The organism is Paenibacillus roseus (assembly GCF_016424485.1).
Taxonomy (GTDB): Bacteria; Bacillota; Bacilli; order Paenibacillales; family Paenibacillaceae; genus Paenibacillus_D; species Paenibacillus_D roseus.
In genome coordinates, this window is sequence record NZ_JAELUP010000065.1 from 146,490 (window position 1) to 171,380 (window position 24,891).

General features: G+C 49.5%; 23 protein-coding genes. 5 read left to right on the forward strand and 18 right to left on the reverse strand.

Annotation, left to right across the window (positions count from 1 at the left end; translation table 11 throughout):
- Positions 1-72 precede the first annotated feature (72 nt).
- The 11 genes from JFN88_RS12870 to JFN88_RS12920 all read right to left on the reverse strand — a co-directional run bounded on the left by JFN88_RS12870 (position 73) and on the right by JFN88_RS12920 (position 9,987).
- On the reverse strand, positions 73-1,071 hold the full coding sequence (locus JFN88_RS12870) for a C40 family peptidase (RefSeq protein WP_233167779.1): 999 nt from the start codon (positions 1,069-1,071) through the stop codon (positions 73-75).
- A gap of 238 nt (positions 1,072-1,309) precedes the next feature.
- Positions 1,310-1,618: a transporter gene (locus JFN88_RS12875; RefSeq protein ID WP_332908473.1), complete on the reverse strand. Its 309-nt coding sequence runs from the start codon at positions 1,616-1,618 to the stop codon at positions 1,310-1,312.
- A 49-nt stretch (positions 1,619-1,667) separates the two neighbouring features.
- Entirely contained in the window at positions 1,668-1,997 is a 330-nt protein-coding gene (locus tag JFN88_RS12880; protein WP_199019696.1) for a hypothetical protein, read from the reverse strand.
- Between the two features lie 352 nt (positions 1,998-2,349).
- Positions 2,350-2,790, reverse strand: coding sequence for a hypothetical protein (locus tag JFN88_RS12885; protein WP_199019697.1), 441 nt, complete (start codon positions 2,788-2,790; stop codon positions 2,350-2,352).
- A gap of 4 nt (positions 2,791-2,794) precedes the next feature.
- Complete coding sequence (locus JFN88_RS12890) at positions 2,795-3,487, reverse strand: DUF3800 domain-containing protein (RefSeq protein WP_199019698.1); 693 nt, start codon at positions 3,485-3,487, stop codon at positions 2,795-2,797.
- Positions 3,488-4,033: 546 nt separating this feature from the next.
- Complete coding sequence (gene sufB / locus JFN88_RS12895; RefSeq protein ID WP_199019699.1) at positions 4,034-5,431, reverse strand: Fe-S cluster assembly protein SufB; 1,398 nt, start codon at positions 5,429-5,431, stop codon at positions 4,034-4,036.
- A 40-nt stretch (positions 5,432-5,471) separates the two neighbouring features.
- Positions 5,472-5,894, reverse strand: a complete 423-nt coding sequence (gene sufU / locus JFN88_RS12900; RefSeq protein ID WP_199019700.1) for a Fe-S cluster assembly sulfur transfer protein SufU — start codon at positions 5,892-5,894, stop codon at positions 5,472-5,474.
- The gene (locus tag JFN88_RS12905; RefSeq protein ID WP_199019701.1) at positions 5,881-7,107 is read right to left on the reverse strand and encodes a cysteine desulfurase; all 1,227 of its coding nucleotides are present in this window, start codon (positions 7,105-7,107) and stop codon (positions 5,881-5,883) included. Before JFN88_RS12905 ends, sufU begins: the two co-directional genes overlap by 14 nt.
- Positions 7,104-8,411 (reverse strand): Fe-S cluster assembly protein SufD, encoded by a 1,308-nt coding sequence (gene sufD / locus JFN88_RS12910; RefSeq protein ID WP_199019702.1) that lies wholly within the window; start codon positions 8,409-8,411, stop codon positions 7,104-7,106. The genes JFN88_RS12905 and sufD overlap by 4 nt, the downstream gene beginning before the upstream one ends.
- Positions 8,412-8,437: 26 nt before the next feature.
- Complete coding sequence (sufC, locus tag JFN88_RS12915) at positions 8,438-9,217, reverse strand: Fe-S cluster assembly ATPase SufC (RefSeq protein ID WP_199019703.1); 780 nt, start codon at positions 9,215-9,217, stop codon at positions 8,438-8,440.
- 161 nt (positions 9,218-9,378) lie between these two features.
- Positions 9,379-9,987 carry a DUF1802 family protein gene (locus JFN88_RS12920; protein ID WP_199019704.1) on the reverse strand — a complete coding sequence of 203 codons (609 nt, stop codon included), beginning with the start codon at positions 9,985-9,987 and terminating at the stop codon, positions 9,379-9,381.
- A 172-nt stretch (positions 9,988-10,159) separates the two neighbouring features.
- Between JFN88_RS12920 and mtnK the strand changes: the two genes are divergently transcribed.
- Together mtnK and mtnA are read left to right on the forward strand one after the other, a co-directional pair.
- Positions 10,160-11,371 (forward strand): S-methyl-5-thioribose kinase, encoded by a 1,212-nt coding sequence (mtnK, locus tag JFN88_RS12925; protein ID WP_199019705.1) that lies wholly within the window; start codon positions 10,160-10,162, stop codon positions 11,369-11,371.
- Positions 11,368-12,441, forward strand: coding sequence for an S-methyl-5-thioribose-1-phosphate isomerase (gene mtnA / locus JFN88_RS12930; protein WP_199019706.1), 1,074 nt, complete (start codon positions 11,368-11,370; stop codon positions 12,439-12,441). Before mtnK ends, mtnA begins: the two co-directional genes overlap by 4 nt.
- A gap of 415 nt (positions 12,442-12,856) precedes the next feature.
- Here mtnA and JFN88_RS12935 read toward each other — a convergent pair whose 3' ends face one another.
- Complete coding sequence (locus JFN88_RS12935; protein ID WP_199019707.1) at positions 12,857-13,159, reverse strand: YunC family protein; 303 nt, start codon at positions 13,157-13,159, stop codon at positions 12,857-12,859.
- Between the two features lie 174 nt (positions 13,160-13,333).
- On the reverse strand, positions 13,334-13,774 hold the full coding sequence (locus JFN88_RS12940; protein WP_199019708.1) for a phage holin family protein: 441 nt from the start codon (positions 13,772-13,774) through the stop codon (positions 13,334-13,336).
- 362 nt (positions 13,775-14,136) lie between these two features.
- Here JFN88_RS12940 and JFN88_RS12945 point away from each other — a divergent pair, with 362 nt between their 5' ends.
- Positions 14,137-14,649 (forward strand): hypothetical protein, encoded by a 513-nt coding sequence (locus JFN88_RS12945; RefSeq protein WP_199019709.1) that lies wholly within the window; start codon positions 14,137-14,139, stop codon positions 14,647-14,649.
- Positions 14,650-14,731: 82 nt separating this feature from the next.
- On the opposite strand, the gene JFN88_RS12950 is transcribed toward JFN88_RS12945, so the two are convergent.
- Both JFN88_RS12950 and JFN88_RS12955 read right to left on the reverse strand, forming a co-directional pair.
- Complete coding sequence (locus tag JFN88_RS12950) at positions 14,732-16,648, reverse strand: putative bifunctional diguanylate cyclase/phosphodiesterase (protein WP_332908474.1); 1,917 nt, start codon at positions 16,646-16,648, stop codon at positions 14,732-14,734.
- 220 nt (positions 16,649-16,868) lie between these two features.
- The gene (locus JFN88_RS12955) at positions 16,869-17,252 is read right to left on the reverse strand and encodes a DUF423 domain-containing protein (RefSeq protein WP_199019710.1); all 384 of its coding nucleotides are present in this window, start codon (positions 17,250-17,252) and stop codon (positions 16,869-16,871) included.
- A 67-nt stretch (positions 17,253-17,319) separates the two neighbouring features.
- Between JFN88_RS12955 and JFN88_RS12960 the strand changes: the two genes are divergently transcribed.
- Positions 17,320-17,724, forward strand: coding sequence for a hypothetical protein (locus JFN88_RS12960; RefSeq protein WP_199019711.1), 405 nt, complete (start codon positions 17,320-17,322; stop codon positions 17,722-17,724).
- Between the two features lie 483 nt (positions 17,725-18,207).
- Here the strand turns inward: JFN88_RS12960 and JFN88_RS12965 are convergent, their stop codons facing one another.
- A complete protein-coding gene (locus JFN88_RS12965) occupies positions 18,208-21,303 on the reverse strand; it encodes an AAA family ATPase (RefSeq protein WP_199019712.1) in 3,096 nt (1,031 codons plus the stop codon).
- Entirely contained in the window at positions 21,300-22,460 is a 1,161-nt protein-coding gene (locus JFN88_RS12970) for an exonuclease SbcCD subunit D (protein ID WP_199019713.1), read from the reverse strand. Before JFN88_RS12970 ends, JFN88_RS12965 begins: the two co-directional genes overlap by 4 nt.
- Before the next feature lie 298 nt (positions 22,461-22,758).
- Between JFN88_RS12970 and yhbH the strand changes: the two genes are divergently transcribed.
- Positions 22,759-23,907, forward strand: a complete 1,149-nt coding sequence (yhbH, locus tag JFN88_RS12975) for a sporulation protein YhbH (RefSeq protein WP_199019714.1) — start codon at positions 22,759-22,761, stop codon at positions 23,905-23,907.
- Positions 23,908-24,109: 202 nt separating this feature from the next.
- Here yhbH and JFN88_RS12980 read toward each other — a convergent pair whose 3' ends face one another.
- Positions 24,110-24,886 (reverse strand): GTP cyclohydrolase II, encoded by a 777-nt coding sequence (locus JFN88_RS12980; RefSeq protein WP_199019715.1) that lies wholly within the window; start codon positions 24,884-24,886, stop codon positions 24,110-24,112.
- Positions 24,887-24,891: the final 5 nt, after the last annotated feature.

Here is a 24,891-nt window from a genome sequence, read left to right on the forward strand (position 1 = left end):
GCATACAAAATAACAGAAAGCCGTCAAAAGACAACCGTCCCGGACAGCTTTCTGTTATCGTGTTTTAATTGCTTAATCCAGAATTCTTTTGGCATACAAAAAGGTCTGCTTCCAATAATCCTTGTTGATCTCTGAGATTTGGACACCATCTTCAGGCAGCGGACTGGAGTGAATCATTTTCTGATTGCCCAGGTAGATGGCGACATGTCCCACCTCTTCATCGCTCTTGAACCGTCCCGGAACATAGAAGAACATCAGATCGCCAACTCTCAGCTCCGAGCGTTGTACAAAGGTTCCCCTTCCGGCTTGAGCGCGAGCTGTACGGGGCAGGCTGTAATTGAATTTCTCAAACACGTACTGAACGAAAGAGGAGCAGTCGAAGCGTTTAGACTGTTCGTAAGGCTCCGTTCCAAACAAATAAGGCACACCCATAAATTTTTTGGCTTCCTCGGTAATGTCGCTTCCAGTGCCCGTCAAGGCTTGCAGAGCAACTGTTGCACCGTTTTTTCTTTTGTCGGAAGTTCCTTCGCCCTTCTTGATCGGTTTGACCGAGGGGTCCAGAGGATCATCCTTGAATTCTGCGGCATGACCGGACTCAGGGTCGATATAGCCCGGAACCGGGAAGATCGTAATTTCCGTTTCACCGATTTGGAATACTGCCTCATCCTTGAACAGCGTCTCGATCGTTTGCGTAGTTACCATTAAGCTTTCCTGCTGCTTGCGTGCAGGCGCGTCCATTTCGATTTGCCTTTGGCCCTTAACAGCCGTCTTCGTATCCGCTTGGAAGGACCATACCACATCATGATCACCGATTAGCAGTTTCCTATCCTTCTCTGCCCAGCGGGTCTGAAATCCAATCTGTCCGGCCATCCGCCCAACATCTACATAGGAGCCGCCGTCCAGCTTGACAATGGGAACAGGAGACTGCCCTTCATCCAGCTTGGCAATATGCTCCTCGACACTAAAGTTTTCCACCCTGTTAGGCTCGCTCGCTCCCCTGCCCAACGATCCGCAGCCGGCTAGCCCTATTATAATCGTCACACCAATGATCAAGCTGAACAACCGTTTCATCCGATAGATCCCCTTTGTACATTTTGGTAATTTCTAACGTTAGGATGTACAAAACTGGATGGATTATTCTTACAAGCGCAAACGTCTTTGTCTGCTTTTAATGCGTAGAAACTTCTTTCTGGTTTTGGAGAGTTATGTATTCGGGACCATGCGAGTCTGATATATCCTTGCTAAAAAGATAGCGGGTGTCCCCGCTTGCAGGGAACACCCGGTAAGACATGCTTCCACTCTGATTCAATCAGACACAAGTGAACGATTCAATCCGACCCAGGTCAAAACCAGAGAAAGTCCAAAAAAATCCATTCCAACGGAAGCCCGAGACGGATGTCCGTCCGACGAATACAGGGTAGAACCAGAAGCCCTGACCGCCTCGCGGCCAAATGTAGGTGTAGCGGAACAGACAGCCGGAGATTGCTCCAGGGTCAATGGCAAATGTGGATGTGAAAGGCATTGCCGGGATTGTAGATGGCGGAGGGGCAGAGGGAGCCTGCAACTGCCCTTGCTGTCCCGGAACGCCTGGAGGGCCAAATGGGGGGAGAATTGCCAAAGGAATCACTCCTGTCGAATGTTAAATGACCTTATGCACTCTGTATAGCTTATAACAGTGAAATCGTAAGCAGGTTGAACAGCACTAGCGGGAGAATAAAATTGCTATTCGGATTAGACCCAGGGAAACCAAAACCCGGTACAAACGCACGGGTGTAACCTGGATGAGACAGATTCAGGTAGAGGTAGCTGTTGTCAAAATGCGCAACATGTCCTTCAAAGACATCACCGTCTATCGTTTCAATTTTCACCAAACGGTGGATATGTTCATTGCACAGCTGATGAAGCTGGCTTCTAACCGAATGCAGCACTTGATGAACTTCGGAACAACAATGGTAAATCGGCGTCACCGCAGGTTGTGTTTGACTTGGCACGTTCATGATGCAGACCTCCAATTTGAACTTCCCGTTATCCTATGCATCAGCCTAGTTGAGTGTTACTGGAGGTGCCTCTCGTTAAAATAACTTGACTAACCCACTGCACAGAAAACTCAGATTACCGATCCTCAAGAATTTGTTTTATCAAAAAAAGTTCCCGGCAGACTGGTCCGCGGGAACTTTCTTAAAATTGCCCAAGTTGAGCAAATCCATTAAATATGAGTGGCCGCTGATTAGGGGTCCAGCGGACCGAAACCTTTGTAGATCCCAGACATTAAGTAAAGGATACTTTTATTATACCCCAAGATAACCAGATGTCAAACATTTTGCCAAAAAACAAGAACATTAGTTCCTTTTATGTGTTATGAGACCAAATCGGACTAGCCATTATTTTTTGCTTAACTTCATCAGAATCAATAACATACGCGGTCACGAAGATAAACTTTATTTTTGATGCTTTTCTTAGTACAACGACATAACCATCGTCCGTAACAAGGCAGACGCGCCTGGATGCGTCGTATTTTTTTCTTGTTGTATCCCAGCCTGCATATAATGTCAATGTAGCGTCTTCCAACACTTTTTTAATCCACAAAATCCTGGTGGCCCTTTCGGTATTAAAAATACTTTTATCACGAACTCGTCGATTGGAACTGCTGAAGAATGCATGGTCAAAAGTCTTAGGAGAGAAACTAACAACGTATCCATCATAGGTATATATTGTTTCCTTACAGTAAATTTTATTATAGAGCTCCCGATATTGCAATTCATCATCTAGTTGAACTAAAGGGCTATACATATAATCAACCCCTTAGATTAAGATTTATTTTGAAAACATTGAATTTTCTTTCACTTTTAAAAGTACTTTGTATTTCATCTTCAATGTATGTCTCAAGTCGCTCAATAATTTTTAGCTTAGCCTTGCTTGTATTGCAATTGTGAAATTTGTATCCTACGGCACCAATTAATACATCAGCTAATTGAATCATTAGAGAGTCCCTCGAATTTATAGCTTGTATTTCTTGAACCTTTCCCGGAACAGTTTTTTCTAGTACACTTTCAAGTTGATGAAGACGATCAGGAAGTTTATTCTTTTTGTAGTCTAGATAAATCCAATATTTCTCTCTTTCATCAATCCAATGCTTTAGCAGCTGATAGTAAAATTTGTAAAAACCGAGTTCAGAATCAGAATCATGAAATTTATCAAGATCTACTTTCTCGCAGTCTACAACAATACATCTAAAACGAATTGCATCAAATTTAAAGAAAAGATCAATTAGCTCTAGATAAAAATCAATCATTGAAGGGCTAACATTTTTCCATTTAATTTCATTTTTATAATTATAACGCTCTTTCAACTTCTTGATGTTTGCTTTCAAATCTTCCCGAAACAAATATGAAATCCAAACCCCACCTATAACCATATATCTTGCAGTAGTTTCTTTTTTTTTATAGAGTAATTCAGGCCTGCTTTCATCACAATAGACCTCTATCATGTTATTAGCCCACCCCTATCTATTCGTTTTATTTGGTATATTTAAAATCCATCTTATCATATTTTATATTACTTAGTTCTTCCAATTCAAAATTATATTTGAGGTAACGGTAGTAATCCAGATTTGCCGTAGCCTACTGCTCACGCCGTTTGATTCATGCTGTTGCCACATCGCCATAGTTCATGTTAGCGAGCAGAATTCATATAAAGAATCCCAAAATTAAGCAGATGAAGGCTATTGCGCGGCTGCACATTAAACATGGCTTCGAGAACAAAAATCACGAAAAATACGTGGAACATTAAAAATTGGATACAGAAACAAACCTCGTCTCCATGTCAAAACAGTACAAATGAAGGATGATCAAAATCATCGCTAATATTTACCTTCCAAATCACAGAAAAAAATTAAAGGGGCTGTCCCAAAAGTCAATTTGTGATTTTTCTAGCATCACTTAGAATTGAATTTCATCGAGAAAAAGGACCTCAACCTTCACTTTGCAGTGGAATTTGAGGTCCTTTTCGCTTAAAAATTGGGGTGTTGCCCTACCTAACCGATCGAACCTTCCATTTCGAACTTGATCAGGCGGTTCATCTCGACGGCGTATTCCATCGGCAGCTCCTTGGTGAACGGCTCGATGAAGCCCATAACGATCATCTGAGTCGCTTCCGCTTCGGACAAACCGCGGCTCATCAGATAGAACAATTGATCCTCGGATACTTTGGATACCGTCGCCTCATGCTCCAGAATGATGTTATCGTTCAGAATTTCGTTATAAGGGATCGTATCGGAAGTCGATTCATTATCCAGAATGAGCGTGTCGCACTTAATGTTGGCTTTGGAGCCCTCGGAGTTGCGTCCGAAGGATGCCAGTCCACGGTAAGTTACTTTGCCGCCGTGCTTGCTGATCGATTTGGATACAATTGTCGAAGTCGTATCGGGAGCGAGGTGAATCATTTTCGCACCAGCATCCTGATGCTGGTTTTTGCCCGCCACTGCAATCGACAATACCATACCTTTCGCCCCGCGGCCTCTGAGTACAACAGCCGGGTATTTCATCGTCAGTTTGGAACCGATATTTCCGTCAACCCATTCCATTGTCGCATTCTCATCAGCAACCGCACGTTTAGTAACAAGGTTGAAGATGTTAGGCGCCCAGTTCTGGATGGTTGTGTAGCGCACACGCGCATTTTTCTTGCACAGAATTTCAACGACTGCGCTGTGCAGGGAGTTTGTGCTGTAGACAGGAGCTGTACATCCTTCTACATAGTGCACAAAGCTGTCCTCATCGGCAATAATGAGTGTACGCTCGAATTGTCCCATGTTTTCGGAGTTAATCCGGAAGTACGCCTGCAGCGGGATTTCACATTTAACGCCCTTTGGCACGTAGATGAAGCTTCCGCCGGACCATACTGCGCTGTTCAGAGCAGCAAATTTGTTGTCATTCGGAGGAATGATGGTCCCGAAGTATTCCTTGAACAGCTCCGGGTATTCGCGCAGCGCGGTATCGGTATCGGTGAAGATAACGCCCTGTTTCTCCAAATCCTCTTGCATGCTGTGGTAGACAACCTCAGATTCATACTGGGCCGACACCCCGGCCAGGAACTTCTGCTCGGCTTCCGGAATTCCCAGCTTGTCGAATGTTTCCTTGATTTCAGCCGGTACTTCCTCCCAAGTCTTCCCTTGCTTCTCGGAAGGACGAACATAATACTGGATATCGTCAAAATCCAGATCATCCAGCTTGCCGCCCCATGTAGGCATCGGCATTTTATTGAATTGCTCCAGCGATTTCAGACGGAACTCCAGCATCCATTCCGGCTCGTTCTTCATTTCGGAGATCGTTTTAACGATTTCCGGGGTCAAGCCTTTACCGGACTGGAATACAGCCTTGTGCTCATCACGAAAGCCATATTTATACTCTTCCATTTCAGGCATTGTTTTTGCCATGGTTCGCTTACCTCCTTGTACTTCTATCTAGCGTTATATTTTAAGACTTCGCTTCGATTCCCTTGCGTAAAGCGTTCCAAGCCAGTGTTGCGCACTTGATTCGCGCAGGGAACTTCTTCACACCAGCCAATGCTTCCAAATCTTCGTATTCTACGAACTCGACCTCGTCGCCCTTCATGAGAGAAGAAAATTTATCGGCCAATCCAAGCGCTTCATCAAGTGTTTTGCCGCGCACAGCATCGGTCATCATCGATGCCGAGGATAGGCTGATCGAGCAGCCCTCGCCGGTAAAACGAGCCTGCTGCACTTTTCCATCCTGCAGTTCAAGCTGAAGTGTAATCCGGTCCCCGCAAGTCGGGTTGTTCAGATTCACTGTCACAGCCTCTTCATTAAGAGTACCACGATTGCGCGGATTTTTATAGTGATCCATGATAACGCGACGGTATAAATCATCCAATTGCATGACCGAAGAACTCCTTTGTTTTTAGTAGCGAGCTCACCAGACGGTCTACATCCTCTTCTGTATTGTACAGGTAAAAGCTCGCTCTGGCTGTTGAAGAGACCTCAAGCCAACGCATAAGCGGCTGGCAGCAATGATGTCCTGCACGAATGGCAATCCCTTCGGTATCGAGCACGGTTGCCACATCATGCGGATGAATATCTCCGATATTGAAGGTGACCAGCCCTACGCGTCCTTCACGGGGACCATAGATCGTCACATCGTTGATTTCGGATAGCCGATCATAGGCATAAGCCGCAAGCTGCTTCTCATGACGGTCAATCTCATCCAGTCCGATATCCTCCAGAAAATCAATGGCTGCGCCAAGACCTACGGCTGCAGCTATGATCGGGGTACCCCCTTCAAATTTATAAGGGAGATCCTTCCAAGTGGAATCCTGCCAATCTACAAAATCGATCATTTCTCCACCGAATTCAATCGGCTCCATTTTCTCAAGGAGCGCTTTCTTGCCGTATAATACGCCAATTCCGGTCGGTCCGCACATCTTATGGCCAGAGAAAGCGTAAAAGTCGCAATCCAGATCACGAACGTCCACCTTCAAATGAGGCGTGCTTTGCGCTCCGTCCACGACCATAACGGCCCCATTGCGATGAGCAATGGCTGTAATCTCCTTGATCGGATTAATAACTCCAAGCACATTGGAGGCATAGACGACCGATACGACCTTCGTACGGGAAGTAATGGTCTGCTCCGCATCTTCAAGACGAATCGTGCCGTCTGGCTGAAGCGGAATATATTTCAATGTGGCGCCTGTCGCTTTAGCAGCCTGCTGCCAAGGAATCAGATTGCTGTGATGCTCCATTTTGGAGATGACAATCTCATCGCCCTCTTGGCAGACAGATCTGGCATAGCTGCTTGCCACAAGGTTCAGTGCTGTCGTACTGCCTCTTGTAAAAATAATTTCTTCTGTATTCGCAGCATTGATGAAGCGGGCAACTTTCTCCCGAGAGCCCTCATATGCATCCGTAGCACGGGAGCCCAGTGTATGAACGCCGCGGTGTACATTGGCATTATCCCATTCATAATAGTGTTTGACCGTCTCAATGACCGACTGCGGCTTCTGTGAAGACGCGGCACTATCAAGGTAAACAAGCGGATGTCCGTTTATTTCCTGACGGAGGATGGGAAACAGCTCGCGAATCTCCCGGGCGTTCATGATCCTAACTTCCTTTCAAGAAGCTTATGCAGACGCCCTCTGACTGCCTCAATCGGAATTTCGGATACAACCGGAGTCAGGAAGCCATGAATGATGAGGCGCTCTGCTTCCTGTCTGCTGATACCGCGAGACATCAGATAGTAAATTTGTTCTGGATTCACCTGTCCGACACTCGCAGCATGACCGGCGGTAACATCATCCTCGTCAATCAGAAGAATCGGATTTGCGTCCCCGCGCGCCTGAGGGCTGAGCATGAGCACTTTCTCCGTCTGCACGCCATTAGCCTTTGTTGCGCCCTTCTCGATTTTCGTAATTCCGTTAATGATGGCAGTTCCCTGCTCTTTCATTACAGCGCGGGTAACCATGTTGCTGTCGGAGCTCTTGCCAAAGTGAACCGCTTGAGTAGTCAAGCTCATCTTCTGGGAACCGGAACCGATACTGATTACTTTCGCATCTGAAGTAGATCCATTGCCTTTGAGCAGAGACAACGTATCGGACAAAATATTGCCGTCCTGCAGGTCCCCGACAATCCACTCGATGCGTCCGTCATTCTCAATGACAGCGCGGCGCAGGGTCAGGTCGCTGACAGTCTCGCCCAATTGGTGAATCGTAGCGAACTGAACCTGGGCGCCAGGCTTGACGACCACTTCCACAATCGACTGGTGGATGGAAGCCGCAGCTCCTTCACCAAAATTCGTAATGACATGGTCCACATATGTTACACGGCTGTGGTTGTCAGCTACAATCAGAATATGCGGCGCAAATGTCGCCTCGGCATCGTCGCTGTAAAGCAAAGCTTGAAGCGGAAGTTCTACCTCCACATTTTTCGGAACGTAGACGAAGACGCCACCGCTCCACAGCGCTGCATGAAGAGCTGTCAATTTATTTTCATTTTTATTGATCGTATTGAACAAATGTGGCTTTACCAGTTCCTCATGCTCGCGGACTGCTGTCTCCAGATCTGTGAAAATCACGCCTTTGCTGCGCAGTTCTTCGGACAGTTGGGTCAAGACAACGCCAGAATTGTGCTGCACCAACAGGTTCGCAGACGATTCTGCTACAAGTTCCCGGATCGCTTCCGGAAGCGCAGCAATTTCTGCAACTTTGTCAGATGCCTTATATTGCCCGAATAAGTCGAGATTCCAACGTGCAATGTTCATTTTTTCTGGCTTGGGCCATTCCAAAGTCTGAGCAGCCTCTACAGCTTCCGTTCTGAACGCAGTCAGCCATGCCGGCTCCTGCTTGCTTCTGGACAGCGCTTCTGCCAGACTTTGATTAACCGGAGAATTCGTTTGTGTACTCATATTTAGCATTAGGCTCCCTTCTTTGCTCAGGCTTGGCCGACAGTTTCATCGGTAATTCCAAGTTCTTCCTTAACCCAGTCATAACCTTCGTTCTCCAGACGCTCTGCAAGCTCCGGTCCACCGGACTTCACAATACGGCCTTGCATCATAACGTGAACAAAGTCAGGAGTAATATAGTTCAGCAAACGCTGGTAGTGTGTAATGATCAAGAAGCCGCGATCCTCGGAACGCATACTGTTCACGCCTGCAGCTACGATTTTAAGAGCGTCGATATCAAGACCGGAGTCGATTTCGTCAAGAATAACCAGCTTCGGATCAAGCAGCAGCATTTGCAGAATTTCGTTACGCTTCTTCTCGCCGCCGGAGAAGCCTTCATTCAAGTAACGGTGAGCAAACTCCGGATTCATATCCAGCTCTTTCATTTTGCTCTCCATCTGGCGGATGAACTTGATTAAAGAGATTTCGTTGCCTTCCTCACGGCGGGCATTGATGGCGCTGCGCAGAAAGTCGGAGTTGGTTACGCCGGCAATCTCACTTGGATACTGCATAGCCAGGAACAGACCAGCGCGCGCGCGCTCATCCACTTCCATCTCCAGCAAATCCTCACCGTTAATGAATACTTCACCGTCTGTTACCTCATATTTAGGATGACCCATCAGAGCTGAAGCAAGCGTACTTTTACCCGTACCGTTGGGACCCATGATCGCATGAATCTCGCCGCCCTTGATTTCAAGATTGATCCCCTTCAAAATTTCCTTGCCTTCAATTGTTGCCTTCAGATTATTAATAAGAAATTGTGTAGACATGTTCGAAAAGCTCCCTCCAGTAGATTCCGTTATTTAAAGTAATTGTTATTTGATTCTCAATGATTCTCAATAATCATTCTATCTTAGTTCTTGCTACAAAGCAATCATGACGTCAATATTAGGCGCAGATTCCTGCGGTATTTTGACTTCATATTCGGTGTCTAGTTTTGCGATGCCATCGCTCCCGACAAAGCTTGCTTAATCGAGCTTACGCGGGCGTTGTAGTCCATGTCATTCAGAACAGGAACAGCCTTCCTTGCTATTGTTCCCTGTTCCAGAGTTACCCATGATTTACAGCCCGCATACTCGGGCTTCATCGGCACCGTCAACTTTTCCTCCAGCCTGTAAACTCTGACCAACAGCAAATGGAGCGGTTTTTGGCGCTTCCACTTCAAACGTTCCTCCGCAAAGGTATCCGTCCAGATATGAAAACTCCGCAGCCTCTCCAGTGTCTCTTGATCCGTAATTTCGATATCATCGGTCACTTGCCCGTAAGCCTCTATGGTCAGCTCAGGCAAGTCCGGACGCCAGCCTGCAAGTACGCGTTCAAGTCGCGATTGATCGTCCGGCTTTAATAAATGAAGCTTCTGATGCTCATAGGCAGGCATCAAATAGAAATGCGGGCTGATTAATTGAAAATCCCGGGTTTCCTCAATGATTCCTCCCTTGCGGAGCAGCAGAATCTGGTCTCCCTCCAGCAGCGCCGATATGGTCACCGCCCAATCCTTCAAAGCTACATGATTCGACACAACTGCCGCCTGAACAGACATCCAACCCCTCCTTTATTCTCTCTTTACAAGCTATTATAGCAAAAGCGGGTATTCCAACGCGAAAAAATATTCGATATACTTAGGTGGAGAAAGCTTGGACGGGCTTGACTTATTTGTAGGATAGACCCTGGTTTGGCCTTGGAGCACTATACTCTAATGGAGGTGGACTGCTATGTCTGCTTATCACCCTTTAACGGAACAAGAAGCCATCGACATCGCCCGGTCTTTATCGGATTTTTTTCCGCAGGATGCACAGCTTGAGAGCCGTGAAATCGGCGACGGCAATTTGAATCTGGTCTTTCATATCAGCGACCCTGCTAGCGGGAAAAGCCTGATTATGAAACAAGCGCTGCCCTACGCCAAGGTTGTCGGCGAGTCATGGCCGCTCACGCTGGATCGCGCGCGTATCGAGAGCGAAGCCCTGATTACAGAGGCAAAGCTTGCCCCTGGACTTGTCCCTCAGGTGTACCATTACGATGCGGGACTGGCGCTGACCATCATGGAGGATTTGAGCGATCATGTTATTATGCGCCGGGGATTGATGGAAAACGGACGCTATCCGAAATTTGCTTCGGATATCTCTGACTTTATGGCGGCGACGCTGTTTTACACCTCTGATTTAGGCCTGAATCAACAGGAGAAAAAACGAAAAGTCGGCCAATTTATTAACCCGGAGCTATGCAAAATAACCGAGGATTTGATCTTTGACGATCCGTACGCGGATTCCCCCAATAACAATTTCGAGGCCGCTATAGCCGATGAAGCAAGGGCGCTGCAAACCGATGCCCAGCTGCATCTGGAGGTTGCCCTGTTGAGACAAAAGTTTCTGACCGAGGCGCAGGCGCTGCTACATGGCGATCTGCATACCGGCAGTATCTTTATTACGCCGGAATCGACCAAAGTGATTGATCCGGAATTTGCTTTTTTCGGACCCATCGGCTTTGATGTAGGAGCAGTAATTGCGAATTTCCTGCTCAACTATGCCGGTCAGGAACATTGGAGCGAGGCGGATGCACGCGAGGATTACCGGGAATATTTGCTTGGCAGCATTGTGGATATATGGGAGCAGTTCGAACAAAAATTTCGCAAGCACTGGAATGATTACGGCGTAGACCGTTTAGCCAATTCCACTCCAGGCTATCAGGACATATATATGAAACGGCTGTTGCAGGATACGATCGGCTTTGCCGGTTGCAAAATGGTCCGCCGCATTGTCGGCTTGTCTCACGTCGCAGATATCGATAAAATACCGGATGATGCGAAGCGTGAAAAGGCTCAACGGCTGGCGCTGGGAATAGGCAAATCGCTAATCAAGTTGAACCGCCATGCAGAATCCATTCAGGAGCTTGTGAACGTCGTCAGGAAAGGACACGGAGGACAATGAGTACAGAAGCTTCGGAATATGCAGGGTTGCAATCTGTGATATGGGCGGGAGAGCATCTGGACCTGCTCGATCAGCGGCTGCTGCCGGAGGAAATTAAATATCTTTCTCTGCAAACCTCGGAGGAGATATGGGAAGCCATTCGCCAGTTGAAGGTGCGCGGAGCTCCGGCAATCGGGATGACTGCAGCTTACGGTGTCGTGCTGGGGAGCCGCGTGGAGGAAACATCGGTGGAAGCATGGCATCGGACTGTTCATCAGCAAGCGAATTATTTGGCCACCTCCCGTCCGACCGCTGTCAATCTGTTCTGGGCGCTTGACCGGATGAAAGCCAAAGCCGATGCGATTGTGCAATCCGGCACAAGCCTGGAGTTGGCCAAACGCGGGCTGCTTGAAGAAGCGCTCGCCATTCAGAGCGAAGACGAGAAGACATGCCGCCTGATCGGCGAGCATGGACTGGAGCTGTTCAAGGACGGCATGGGCGTGCTCACGCACTGCAATGCAGGCGGCCTTGCTACGGCCAAGTACGGGACAGCGATGTCGCCAATTTATCTGGCAAAGGAGAAGGGGATCAATCTGTCCGTATTCGCTGACGAGACCCGCCCGGTGCTTCAAGGCGCACGGCTGACAGCTTTCGAATTGCAGCAGGCCGGAGTGGATGTCACCCTCATCTGCGACAACATGGCAGGCATGGTCATGTCCAAAGGCTGGGTGGATGCAGTTATCGTCGGCACTGACCGCATTGCAGCCAATGGCGATGTCGCCAACAAGATCGGAACATACAGCGTAGCTGTATTGGCTAAAGCGCATAACATTCCGTTTTATGTTGCCTGCCCGCTGTCGACAATTGATTTGCAAACTGAATCCGGCGCCGAAATTCCGATTGAAGAACGTCCGGACGAGGAGATTACCGAAGGCTTCGGCAAACGAACGGCCCCTCGCGGCGTCAAAGTATTCAATCCGGCGTTTGACATTACGCCAAATGAGTACGTGAGCGCTATTATTACGGAGAAGGGGATCGTATATCCACCGTACAATGTGAACTTGAAGAAGCTTTTTGACGTACAAGCATAAACGGCTTTGCCATCCTTTGACGGGCAAAAACTTCGTTTCGCGGAGAAATATAAGCTATTTATAAAAAGAAAGTTTAAAAATGGCTCAAAACCAAAATTAGTGGTTGACCTCTAGGTGGAGGGGACGCTGCGAGGCAGAGGATTCTTCCGATCGCTGTTAAAGCCCGATTCCTTTATAGGATAGAGGCTAGCAGGGGGACTCGGGCTTTAAAGGCGACCACGTTCGTTTCTCCAGAATTCCTCTGCCCCTTCGCTGCTATCTCCTCGATGTCAACCACTAATTTTCAGGTTGAGCCTTAAAAAGGCTTGTATTTTAAAAAATGAGCGGCCTAGTCCGGCCACTCCATTCTCTCGCAAGCCAATGCGCTGCAAAAATTGGCTGTGCTTCCCATTCACGAAGCACAGCCGATTTTCACTTATTGCATCAAGACCAGCGCTTCGTAACCCCGCATGCCGACCTTGATTCCATGCTCCTCTGCTGTTAAAGTAACGGATTCCAGCGGCGCATCCAGCAGTTCATCCAAAGTTTTCACGCCGACGGCCCTGCCGGCGATAATGCCTCTATCCTTCAAGCGATCATTGAGCAGGCTAACGTCCAGAGCGCCGCACATAATATAACCTTTGTCTGTCGACAAGGTGAGCAATGTTGTTTTGGGTAGCTTGACCTCAACTCCAAGTACCGTGATGTTCCCGACTGTATAAGGGACCATTCGAATCATCGGTTCATCTCCCTTTAATATCTGAATAGTAACATGCTAATCGAGTCTGCTTGTTTTCAAGCAGAAATGATGGGCTCTTGAAGGCTCCGATCTTGCATCCGCCATGCTTTCTTTAACACTATATGCATAGGGACATTTTCCGTGTGTATCCGTATTCTCTTCCTTCCGCTTGCCTTACTTCCTTAAGTGCCGGTTATTATCTTGCTCATCATCCCCGAGTTCCGTCTTGGTCTTAACTGCTGACACGAGCTTGTTGAGAAACCCGAGATTAAGCCCCATTTTGTTCCCGTTCTCAATGATGCTGATAAACTCAATCACGCAGAACGCGCCTGAAATACTGTCCGTAATCACGCCTTTGCTTTTGAGCACCGCAATTTCAATGAGCAGCACGGAGCCGATTAGCAGCATCGTATATACCTTTTTCAGCAGTCCCTTGTAGCCCTTGGAGCTTTTGAGACCTTCTGTCACATAAGCTGCAATAAGGCCAGTCAAAAAGTCGACTGCCATCAGCCCAAGCAGAATCGTAAACACGACTCCGAACAATCCCGTAAAAATAGATAGGATACCGGCAAGAATACTGCCAATGGTCTTAATAAAAACATCCGCTCTCTCCATAAAAGCAACCCCTATATTTCATCTATTCCTTCCTTTGCTCTCCGCTGCAACCAAGCAGGCCGGATGAATGTTGGTATGCAGTTCTAGTTGCTCCAGCCCCCTTTGAATTGTTCCTTTTCGGAACTATATAATTATATTATACGAATATACGTTCCCTTTGTCCACTAATTTTTGCTATTTGAAGTGATCACCTTTGTTCGCAGGGACAACAGCTATCAGAATTACAACAAAGAAGCGAATACATTGCCTGCTGTTCAACATATTGACAAAATACAACAATAGAACTAATCAATTAGCATTATGTACAAAATGATTTTTAGTGATATAGTAGGATTAGCGTTTTCGAAGGAGCGGATATAGGGATGACATTCTTTCAAGAAAAGGGACTAAATACCCATTTGTTTAATGTAGAGATATTGATTGAGGGTGAGACCAATGCAAAAGCATTTGAAAAATTGTTGCACATTCTGAATGAATCCGGCGCAGCTGACTTTAGGGTCACATCCGGCATAGCGCTCGGAAAAATGATCGAACAGTTGACGGAGAATGAAGTTGTAAAAACGGTTAAGACATCTGTTAATGGGGCAGTCAAAACCCTTCAGCCAAAGCCGGCAAATGCCTCAGGACCTGCTTCAGCCAAAACTAGGAAAACTGCGAGTCAGGAGAAGGACGAAGTAACCGTCAGGATATTGAAATATATTCAGGAGAACCGTCTCATTCGTCTCCATGTCAATAAGGGGCGTGGAAAGCAATTGAGCATTCCGTGCCGCATTATTAGCCTGGATCAGAACACTCATATTCTGACCGTCTACCATGTAGATGAAAAACAGGTCTACACATTCTCCCTTTATGAAATCGATGATTTTATAGAATAGCTGTATGTAAGAAATAGCCGCTGGCAAGGTGCATGTTCGGCACCTTCGCCAGCGGCTATTAGGCTTGTCCTAACTATTAGTATCAGGATATGAAGCTTTTGTCCGCGTTTGAAGCAAGTATTCGGGCAACTTGATCTCCAGGCAGCGGAGGACTCCAGAAATAACCTTGAATTTCATCGCAGCAGTGCTGCTTCAGGAAGGCCAATTGCTCGGCGGTCTCTACGCCTTCTGCGATAACCTGCAGATTCAGATTATGCGCCATGGCAATAATAGCTGCCACAATCGCTGCGTCGTTCGGGTCCTGCTGAATGTCTCTGACGAAGGAACGGTCAATTTTCAGCCGGCTGATCGGCAAATTTTTCAAATAACTAAGCGAGCTGTAGCCAGTTCCGAAGTCGTCAATGCTGATTCCAACACCAAGCCGGGTAAGCTCCAGAAGAGATTGCGTCGCATGCTGCATATCCATCGTCATCGTCTCTGTAATTTCCAGCTCCAAATATTTCGGAGACAGCCCTGTTTTCTGTAAGACCGTTGCGATCTTGTCGGTCAGATTCTGCTGTGTGAACTGCCGAATCGATAGATTCACGGAAACAGGTACAGCTGGAAGACCCTCATTCTGCCAGCATTTATTCTGCCTGCATGCCTCCTCCAACACCCATTCGCCAAGCTGGACGATCATCCCGCTTTCCTCGGCCAGGGGGATAAATTGTCCGGGATTGACAAGCCCGCGCTCCGGATGTCTCCATCTGACCAACGCCTCCAGACCGACTATCGTGCCTGTAGACAGATGATATTGCGGCTGGTAATGGAGAAAAAATTCATTGCGCTGTATCCCTTGTCTCAACTCATGCTGCAGTGTAAGGCGCTCAAGAGAGGAATTATTCCACTCCTCAGAGTAGAGCAAAATATCGTTGCGTCCCTGCTCCTTCACTCTGCCAAGCGCCATGTCCGCCTTCTTGATAATACTGCCTGCATCGCGATCTTTGCGATTGGTCGCCATACCGATGCTGGCCGTGACATGGAAAGGAAAGCCCTGCATTTCAAACGGCTCCTCCAGTGTCATCAGAAGCGCTCTTGCCTTCTCCACAAGCTCCTCCTCCGACTGCAGCGACACGAACATAATGGCAAATTCGTCCCCTTCCATCCGTGCGCCCATATCCTCTCCCAAGAGGCCTCTCGTGAAACGCTCCGCTACCTGGAGCAGCAGCATATCGCCAAATTCACGCCCGAAAGAATCATTAATCAGCTTGAACTGGTCAATATCCAAATAGAGCATTCCGATGAACTGGTCCCCCGGCTTCTCCAGCATTTCATTAAAATGCATCATAAACATGCGCCGATTGGGAAGGCCTGTCATATCGTCATAATAGGCCATATAGCGGATCCGCTCGTTATTGCGCTTGCGGTCGCTGACGTCTTGTACGATCGCAAGCAAGCCTGTGACGGTATCGCCCTCGAACAGAGGAAGAAGAATTAGCTGAACTTCCAGCGGGTAGCCTGTTTTATGTATCATTGTTGTTAGTCCTTGCTGCATGGCCCCGTGCATAACCAGCTCCAGCTTGTCAAGCAACTGATGGTTTCCTTGATCCAGCAGAATGAAAAAATCCTCCCCCATCAACTCCCCTCTCCGGTAGCCTAACAGTTGAGAAGCGGCGTCATTAATCGTGACAAGACGGCCTGCGCGATCTAGGACGGCCATAGGGAACGGACTGTATGTGCTGATAGACTGGGCAATTTGAGCACTTAAATCTGAGGTGTGAATTTGACAGCTTCCTCGGCTATACTGCTGCTTAAGAAGCACAATCATACCAATAAAGCCTCCGATGCATACGGCGACGGAGACTCCTTTGGCATACAAAGGGGATAAAAGATAGTCGGCAAAAATGATCCAGCCCGCGACAGCGGTTCCGATTCCAATGACTGCCATCCAGACGGCTCTCGGTGAAAGCCTGTAAACAGCCCGCCGACCATCTCTCGAAGCGATTTCCGTTACCGGCACAAGCGAAACATCCTTCCTCATTCAGACTTTCATAACTTCGCCTAAAGATGAATGTCAGGCCATAGGCCTGTAAATTGCTAAATTTTGAGAGACTCTTTGTATCTCAATTATAATCGAATTCAGCAATTCGGTCATTGGTATTTTCATAAATTATAACTTCATCTTATGATTTTCATCATTTTTCGACATTAAACGACGGTAAAAAGTTCAAACAAGACATTCAGGAAGTTTTTCCTTGCTTTAATGCTGCAATAATCACGAATGCCCAGCCGGCAATAAAGGCCGCCCCGCCAAGCGGCGTAATTATCCCCAGCTTGGTGAAGCCGGTCAGACTCAGCACATACAGGCTGCCGGAGAAAATTACGATTCCGGTCTGCAGCATTCTTCCCGCCCAGGATACCAGACCGGCATGGCCAAGACGGTCTGCGACGGCTCCAATCAATAAAAGACCAAGCGCATGATACATCTGATAACGAACGCCTGTCTCATAGACCTCCAACATACGTTCCGTCAATTTCCCCTCAAGTCCATGAGCGCCGAAGGCGCCCAATGCTACCCCGAGCAGCGCATAGATAGCGCCATAAGCGATAAAGTTTGACCTCATAACAGGTATGCACTTCCTTTTTTTTGGTGTATAATTTTACAAAGCTTTTCTCAAAGGAGATTCTACTATGGAAAATGAGGAACATTACTATCCGCACACCGAGCCGCCGTCTGCCCGGAAGCCATCCGGTCTAGGGATCGCTTCCTTCATCATCGGATTGATCAGCATTCTTGGCGTGGTGGGCGCCGTCCTGTTGCTCACAGCGTCCATTCCGTCTATTCTGGAGACCGGGGGAGCGATTCCGGCGGTCACACCGGAGAATGCCGGGGAATACATGCCCCTGATCATATCGTCGTTGCTGCTCATGCTCGTCCTCATCCTCGGCTTTATCGGTCTGGTACTGGGGATATTCGGACTTATCATGAAAAACCGCCGCAAAGCCTTTGCCATTATCGGTGTCGTACTGAACGGATTGCTGCTTTCCGGTTATGCGCTATTAATAACCATGTCCAGATTTTTAACGGCCGCGTAGATATAGAAGCAAACTCGCTTTTACGATTCTCCTCCTTCAATGTTCAAATCCAACAGGCGCATCGCTTCGGACTTTTGCAAAGTCAACCTGTGGCCGCCTGTATTTTCTTTACCACTCTTGTCCCCTCCTTAATAATTATAGCCCAGAATATGCTAAAGCCCAACAGCTACAAGAAGACTTTCACAGCTTCTCCATGTATAATGCCTATCCGCTATGGACGGCTTTTCAAGCCAGAGCTTCGTTGCTGTATTTGGATGGGCAAAAGCTTCGTCAGCTTAAAATTAAAACCCCGTATCAAGGGGGAAATTTATGGCTCAAAACCAGAATTAGTGCTTGACCTCTAGGTGGAGGGAGCGCTACGGGGCAGAGGATTCTTCCGATCGCTGTTAAAGCCCGATTCCTTTTTTTCAGAATTCCTCTACCCCTTCGCTGCTTTCTACCGTCTGTCAGCACTAATTTTTCACAGTCATCACCAGGATCGTTCTACCCTTTGAGCTTTAATCGGGCGCGGCTGTGACCTTCTTTCGTCTTGGTAATTTCCAATACTGCCGGGGAAGCTTGTTTCAACTCGGGAACATGAGAGATGACCCCGATCATGCGTCCGGTCTGCTGCAGGCCGACCAGCGTATGAATCGCCTTATGCAGCGACTCCCCGTCAAGCGAACCAAATCCCTCGTCAATGAACATCATCTCAATGGAGATGCCCCCTTGATGCGACTGGATAACATCGGTCATACCGAGCGCCAGACATAGTGAAGCATTGAACTTCTCACCGCCGGAGAGCGTCTTGACATCCCGGGTCTGTCCGGTGTAAGCATCGTACACATCAAGGCCCAATCCACTCTGGCGGCCGCGAATTTCCAGCCGGTCACTGCGCTGGAGCGAGAACTGGCCGCCTGTCAGCTCATGCAACCGTTCATTGGCCGCTTGCAAAATCTGCTCCAGAAACTCAATTAAAATATAGCGCTCGAAGGATATTTTCAGCGCATTGTCACCCTTGAGCATCTGATAAATATCGAGCAACTGCTCCAGACTCTGCTCAAGTTCGGCAGTCTGCCGAGCCGTATCCGCTATTGCAGCACTCAGCCTCTTGGCAGCTTGTCCATGCTGGATAGCCTCGGCAATCGCCGCGGTTTCTTGCTCCTGCTCCTGCTTGAGATGGGCAATCTGTTGCTCCAGCTCTTCCAATGAGGTCTCTTGCTTGCCGGCAAGCTCCAACTGAAGCTCCTTCAATTGTTGAGCCAGATAGGTTAGCGAATCTGCGTAAGCCTTCAGTTCATTCTTCAGTTCCGAAAGCTGCTGCTCAGGCAGTTTGGCTGCCGCATAGTATTCACGCCGGTCGAAGCCCGCCTTACGCAGTTCGGCCCCGAACCGCTGCGACGCTTCCCCACTTGCAGCTTCCGCCTCCTGCACCTGACGGGTCAATTGCTCGCTCCCTGCACGCTGCTCTGCCGTCTGTGACATTGCCCGGGCAAGACTGTCCTGCGCGCTCTTCCAAGCCGCAGCCAGCTTCGCCTCGCGCTCTTCCAGCAGACGATGCTGCCCTGCCAGCCGCTCCGGGGTCGCCAGTTCCTGTGGGATACGCACCATTTCTTGTTCCAGCTGCAACTGCAGGCGTCCCGCCTCAACCGCGGCGCGGCGCTGCTCCGCATCCTGCCGTTCGCGCTCCGCCTCCAGCCGCTCCAGCTCGCGTTCCAGCTGCTGCGCTTCCTTGCGCAGCTCGCCCAGTGCAGTTGCAACCTGCTTCAGACGATCCGTCTCCCCGCGCAGCCGCTTGCCTTCCTCCTCAGCCCGGGCCAGTTCGGCAGCATCCGGCTTTCGTTCCAGCCCATGCTCCGCCAGATCCGCATCCTTGCGGGCCAGCCCGAGTTGGGCCGCTGATGCTTCGGCCTTTGCCTGGCTCAGCTCGGCTTCCGCCCGCCGCAGCTGCTCCTTTGCCTGATCCAGCAGCCCGCGAGAAGGCAGTTCTTGCGCATGCTGCGCCTTATGCGGATGATGCCCGCTGCCGCATACCGGGCACGGCTTGCCGTCTTCCAGATGCATCGCCAGGAAGCCGGCCTGCCCTTCCAGCCACAGGCTCTCAAGCCGGTCATGATCACGCTTGACCTTGAGCAGCGCCGCCTGCTGCTGAGCCTCCAGCCTGCTATGCGCCTGGTAACGCTCATCAAGCTCCAACAGTTCCTTGATCAGCTTGTAGCGGCTGCGCGCCTGATCCAGAAGGGTCAGCTTCACGGGCAGCTCACCCACCGCCTGCTCCTGCTGTGCAATGAGCGCCTGCTGCTCCTTGCGGCGCTGCCGGAGCGCCTCCTGCTGCTGTAACGTTCCCGCCAGCCCGTCGGCAGCTGTGCGCTCCAGCGCAAGCAGCCGTTCCAGTTCCTGGCGCCGTTGCCCGAGCGTGGCCACAATCGGCGTCCACTCCGCAAGCCGCTCCAGTTCAATCGCGGTCTGTCTCCGCAGCGGCTCCTGCTCCTCTTCGCGGCGATGAACCTCGCGCGCCTCCAACTCGGCAAGCTGGGCCGCCTCCAGCTGCTGCTGACGCGCCGCTGCTTCCTGGCGCTTCTGCGCAAGCTGCGCCGCAAGCCGCACAGCTTGCTCCTCGTACGGCTCCAGCCGCGCCGCGCGATCAGCAGCGGCAAGGCGCAGCTCCTGCTGCGCCATCTCCGGCTGCCGCAGGAGCAGTTCTTGCTGCTGCCCCTGCTTGCGCGCAAGCTCGGCAAACCGTGCATTCACTGCCGCGGCGGCGCGCAGCGTCATCTCCTGTTCCTCCAGGCGGTCTGCCCGCTTCTGCTGACGCCGCCTGCCGTCTTGCGCCAGCGCTTCGTAATGCTCCGTCTCCAGCCGCAGCCCTTCAAGCACTTGCAGCGGACTGTGATGCTCTTGCAGCAAGGTTTCCCCCAGCGCGCTTCCCTCACGCATTGGCAGCGCCTCCTGCGCCTGCTTCGCATAGACATGAAGCTGTAGCTGCGCATGTTTATGCTGTTCTCTCAGCTCGCGTGTCTTTTGCTGAAAATCATCCTCCAGCTTCCGGTACAAGCCGGTACGGAACAGTCTGCGCAAAATTTCTTCCTTGTTTTCCGTATCCGATGTCAACAGCTTGCGGAATTCGCCTTGAGGCAGCATCACAATCTGGCTGAACTGATCCTTGTTCAACCCGAGGATGCTCTCCAGCCGGCCCCCCACATCACTAACCGTAAAGCGATCGACTGCTGGCACTTCCTGATCGCTTGTCAGCTCGTAGAGCTCAATTTTGCCCCCGGTCTCGCTCTTATTGGAGCCCTTGCGATGCGGCATCTGGCGGAATACGCGGAAAACCCGGCTTCCAACCTGGAAGGTAAAATCGACAGCGGTATGCTGCTCCTCTTCGGCGAAATGGCTGCGCAGCATTCGCGGCTCCGATCGATCCTCGCCGCTTGCCGAGCCATACAACGCATAGCAGATCGCATCAAAAACCGTTGTCTTCCCTGCACCCGTATTGCCAGAAATTACAAACAGCCGGTATTGCCCCAGCTCGCGAAAATCGATTGTCTCTGTGTCCCGGTAAGGTCCAAAAGCCGTCATCGTCAACAAAATCGGCTTCATAAGGCACCTCCTTCCTCACGAAGCACCCTAGCATAGGCGTCGGCAAACAACTGCTTTTTCCCGCTGTCAAGCTTTGCGCCCTTGACCTGCTCATAGAAAGCCTCGAACAGCTCTACCGGATTTGCCTTGCGCCTCCCGGCGGCCGTGCGCTCCTGCTGCATAGCTGCTGCCTCCGCCTTGGCCCGGCGCTCTACATGGAGCGCATTCGGGTAGACGGCACGCACTTTCTCCATCGGGAACAGCACCGGATGGTCGCTAATGAGCGTCACGAATACATAATCGTCACAGCGCGGATGCGTCTCCAGCTCGTCCAGCGCAGCCGTTACCCGGCGCATATCGCGACGAGGCGCAAGCTCCCTCTTCTCCACCACAACCGCTCCCTCGGCTGCTATATGTACGATATAATAGCCCTTATTGTGGTTCTCCTCGGATATCGAATATTTCAGCGGCGATCCCGCGTACCGGATGTTCTCCCTTGATACATAATGCGCCTGGTGGAGGTGGCCGAGCGCCGTATAATGGAACGGGTGAAAATACTCCGCACGCACATGTTCGGCCCCGCCGATCGACAACGGCCGCTCCGATTCGCTCGTATTGTCCTGCGGCTCGCCGCCCGGCGTAACGAAGGCATGTCCGACCAGCACATGTCTTGCCCCGGGATCAAGCTTCTCCACGATCTTGCCGACAATAGCCTTCATGCCCTCATCATGCGTGCGGATCGACTCATCTTCCAACACATAGCGAGCCTGAGCCGGATCGGCGTAAGGAACCAGATAGAAGTGTACCTCTCCCGCCTCATCGCGCAGCACGACCGGCTCGATCTCCTTTTTAAGCTGCCCTGCCAAATAAAGGCCCTGCCGCTGCATCATTCGAGTGCCGAACCCGATCCGGTCCGGGCTGTCATGATTGCCTGATATCGCCAGCACCGGCGTATCCAGTTCGATGACGAGCCGCTCCAACAGCTCATTCAACAGTTCGACCGCTTCGGTAGGCGGGATCGCCCTGTCGTACAGATCACCGGCAATTACAACCGCGTCCGGCTTTTCCTCCCTTACCGCCTGAATGAGCTGCTCCAGCACATAACGCTGATCTTCCGTCATATAAACACCCTGAACAAGCTTGCCCAGATGCCAGTCAGCTGTATGTAATACTTTCATCCTTCTACTGCTCTCCTTCCATCCTCAACTCCAACACTTGCTTGTATCCATGATTCAGCCTGCACCGACCGCCCCCCGCGATGGACAGCGGCGGAAAACTTGTCGCAATTGTTTTTTTCTTACTATAGAAATTCGCCTTTTACGGGTCTGAATCCTATCTGAACGGGAAACTTCGCAGAGAGCAACATCTTCCAGCCCTTGCTCCCGCAGCTCACATTGGACGGACGGCCTCACATAACTGACCGCAAAATGAATATATTGATTACCATACTTTTATTTTTACGGGAGGGAATCACTCATGGCAGAGCCGCTATTTATTGTATCGCGCGAGGACTGGTCCTTGCACCGCAAAGGCTACGAGGATCAGGCCCGTCATCAGGAGAAGGTGCGGGAGGCCATCAAGCAAAATCTCCCCGACATTCTCACAGACGAGAGCATTATCATGTCCGACGGCCGGCAAATTGTCAAGGTGCCGATCAAAAGTGTGGATGAATACCGCTTCATATACAACTTCAACAAGCAGCAGCATGTCGGGCAAGGCGACGGCGATTCGCAGGTAGGCGATGTGCTCGGCGTCGATCCGCAGGCCAAAAAAGGGCCGGGCAAAGGACAGGGCGCGGGCGACCAGCCGGGAGAGGAGTATCTGGAGACGGAGATCAGCATGGCTGAGCTGGAGGATCTGCTGTTCGAGGAATTGGAGCTGCCTAATCTCGAAAACAAACAAAAAGAACAGATGCAAGCCGAGGACATCGTATTCCATGACATCCGCAAAAAGGGCATTATGTCCAACATCGACAAGAAGCGGACGATCATGGAAAATTTGCGACGCAATGCAAGCCGAGGCATCTCCGGCATTGCGGGAATATCCCCGGATGACTTGCGGTTTAAAACATGGGAGGAGGTCACAAGACCCCACTCCAATGCCGTTGTGCTGGCGCTTATGGATACATCGGGCAGTATGGGCTCATTTGAAAAATATGTCGCCCGCAGCTTCTTCTTCTGGATGACCAAATTCCTCCGCCGCAAATACGAGCACGTAGAAATTGTTTTTATCGCCCACCATACGGAAGCCAGGGAAGTTACGGAAGAGGAGTTTTTCACGCGAGGCGAGAGCGGCGGCACCATCTGCTCATCAGCTTATCAGAAGGCGCTCGATATTATCGACAGCCGCTATCCGGTGGCCAGTTGGAACATCTACCCCTTCCACTTCTCGGACGGCGACAATCTGACCTCGGATAACGAAAAATGCGTCAAGCTTATTGAACAGCTGATGCAGCGGACGAATTTGTTCGGCTACGGCGAGGTGAACCAGTACAACCGCAGCAGCACCTTGATGTCGGCCTACAAACATATCAACAACAAGAAATTTATGTACTCCATCATTCGCGAGAAAGGCGAAGTCTACAAGACGTTGAAAACATTTTTCTCCAACCCGGCGCAGGCCTGACTCCCCCTTGCTTCTTTAGTTCGAACAAAAGCCAGCCCGCTACCGGATGGAACTGCCCTCGTAACAAAACACCTTCAAGCGAATACCTTCATGTCGTAGATGTTAAAGACAACTTTGGAGGTGTTTTTACGTTGGCAACAAGATTACATTAACTATTATAAATGAGGGGCAGTCAAAACGAGAAGTGCCCCTTGTAAGCGGTCTATATATGTCTCATTTCCCTGGCACCCTTCCCATCTAAAAAATGGCCGGACCGTTTAATTTTAGTGTTGATGTATTTTTCATTGTATAGGGTCCGATCAGCCCATAATGGTGTCCTATTAGTAATTTTCAATCCAGATTCTTGCAGTGCCTTAACTTTTTCAGGATTGTTCGTAATTAAAGTAATAGATTTATTTCTTAGATAAGAGAGAATATTACAAGCTTCTGTGTAATCACGAGAATCATCCGAATATCCTAATAATAAATTTGCATCCACGGTGTCTATTCCTTGTTCTTGTAGCAAATAAGCCATTGCTTTGCTAATTAATCCGATTCCACGTCCTTCTTGATTGGCAAGGTAAAAAAGAGCACCTGTCCCGTGACTGATCATCATTTTCATAGACGTACGGAGTTGAAAACCACAATCGCAACGCATGCTGCCAAATATGTCACCTGTATGGCAAATACTATGCATACGAACAAGAGCATCCTCGCTATGCTGAAAATCACCATAAACCAATACGCTTGAATGCTGAAATTCAGCCAAATTTAAAGCAGCCAGTTCTTCTAGAACGCTCCCCATATTCCCTGCTTTGTTTATTAGACTGGAGGCATCTCCTTCGCTTACCTTTAACCAACAATACAATTGGAATAAGTAGATTTTATTATCAATATCGATTGGCAGTTGGACCGGGCCCACCAGTATGAGTCGGGACTCATTATAAGGGACAATTTGAACTTTCTCCTCTAGAAGTAAACTGACGTCGGGTGGAATCACTAAGC

What these genes read in the sequence shown, in the direction of transcription:
- JFN88_RS12870 (WP_233167779.1), bottom strand. Translation starts at nt 1,071, where the DNA reads ATGAAACGGTTGTTCAGCTTGATCATTGGTGTGACGATTATAATAGGG.
- JFN88_RS12880 (WP_199019696.1), bottom strand. Translation starts at nt 1,997, where the DNA reads ATGAACGTGCCAAGTCAAACACAACCTGCGGTGACGCCGATTTACCAT.
- JFN88_RS12885 (WP_199019697.1), bottom strand. Translation starts at nt 2,790, where the DNA reads ATGTATAGCCCTTTAGTTCAACTAGATGATGAATTGCAATATCGGGAG.
- JFN88_RS12890 (WP_199019698.1), bottom strand. Translation starts at nt 3,487, where the DNA reads ATGATAGAGGTCTATTGTGATGAAAGCAGGCCTGAATTACTCTATAAA.
- sufB (WP_199019699.1), bottom strand. Translation starts at nt 5,431, where the DNA reads ATGGCAAAAACAATGCCTGAAATGGAAGAGTATAAATATGGCTTTCGT.
- sufU (WP_199019700.1), bottom strand. Translation starts at nt 5,894, where the DNA reads ATGCAATTGGATGATTTATACCGTCGCGTTATCATGGATCACTATAAA.
- JFN88_RS12905 (WP_199019701.1), bottom strand. Translation starts at nt 7,107, where the DNA reads ATGAACGCCCGGGAGATTCGCGAGCTGTTTCCCATCCTCCGTCAGGAA.
- sufD (WP_199019702.1), bottom strand. Translation starts at nt 8,411, where the DNA reads ATGAGTACACAAACGAATTCTCCGGTTAATCAAAGTCTGGCAGAAGCG.
- sufC (WP_199019703.1), bottom strand. Translation starts at nt 9,217, where the DNA reads ATGTCTACACAATTTCTTATTAATAATCTGAAGGCAACAATTGAAGGC.
- JFN88_RS12920 (WP_199019704.1), bottom strand. Translation starts at nt 9,987, where the DNA reads ATGTCTGTTCAGGCGGCAGTTGTGTCGAATCATGTAGCTTTGAAGGAT.
- mtnK (WP_199019705.1), top strand. Translation starts at nt 10,160, where the DNA reads ATGTCTGCTTATCACCCTTTAACGGAACAAGAAGCCATCGACATCGCC.
- mtnA (WP_199019706.1), top strand. Translation starts at nt 11,368, where the DNA reads ATGAGTACAGAAGCTTCGGAATATGCAGGGTTGCAATCTGTGATATGG.
- JFN88_RS12935 (WP_199019707.1), bottom strand. Translation starts at nt 13,159, where the DNA reads ATGATTCGAATGGTCCCTTATACAGTCGGGAACATCACGGTACTTGGA.
- JFN88_RS12940 (WP_199019708.1), bottom strand. Translation starts at nt 13,774, where the DNA reads ATGGAGAGAGCGGATGTTTTTATTAAGACCATTGGCAGTATTCTTGCC.
- JFN88_RS12945 (WP_199019709.1), top strand. Translation starts at nt 14,137, where the DNA reads ATGACATTCTTTCAAGAAAAGGGACTAAATACCCATTTGTTTAATGTA.
- JFN88_RS12955 (WP_199019710.1), bottom strand. Translation starts at nt 17,252, where the DNA reads ATGAGGTCAAACTTTATCGCTTATGGCGCTATCTATGCGCTGCTCGGG.
- JFN88_RS12960 (WP_199019711.1), top strand. Translation starts at nt 17,320, where the DNA reads ATGGAAAATGAGGAACATTACTATCCGCACACCGAGCCGCCGTCTGCC.
- JFN88_RS12965 (WP_199019712.1), bottom strand. Translation starts at nt 21,303, where the DNA reads ATGAAGCCGATTTTGTTGACGATGACGGCTTTTGGACCTTACCGGGAC.
- JFN88_RS12970 (WP_199019713.1), bottom strand. Translation starts at nt 22,460, where the DNA reads ATGAAAGTATTACATACAGCTGACTGGCATCTGGGCAAGCTTGTTCAG.
- yhbH (WP_199019714.1), top strand. Translation starts at nt 22,759, where the DNA reads ATGGCAGAGCCGCTATTTATTGTATCGCGCGAGGACTGGTCCTTGCAC.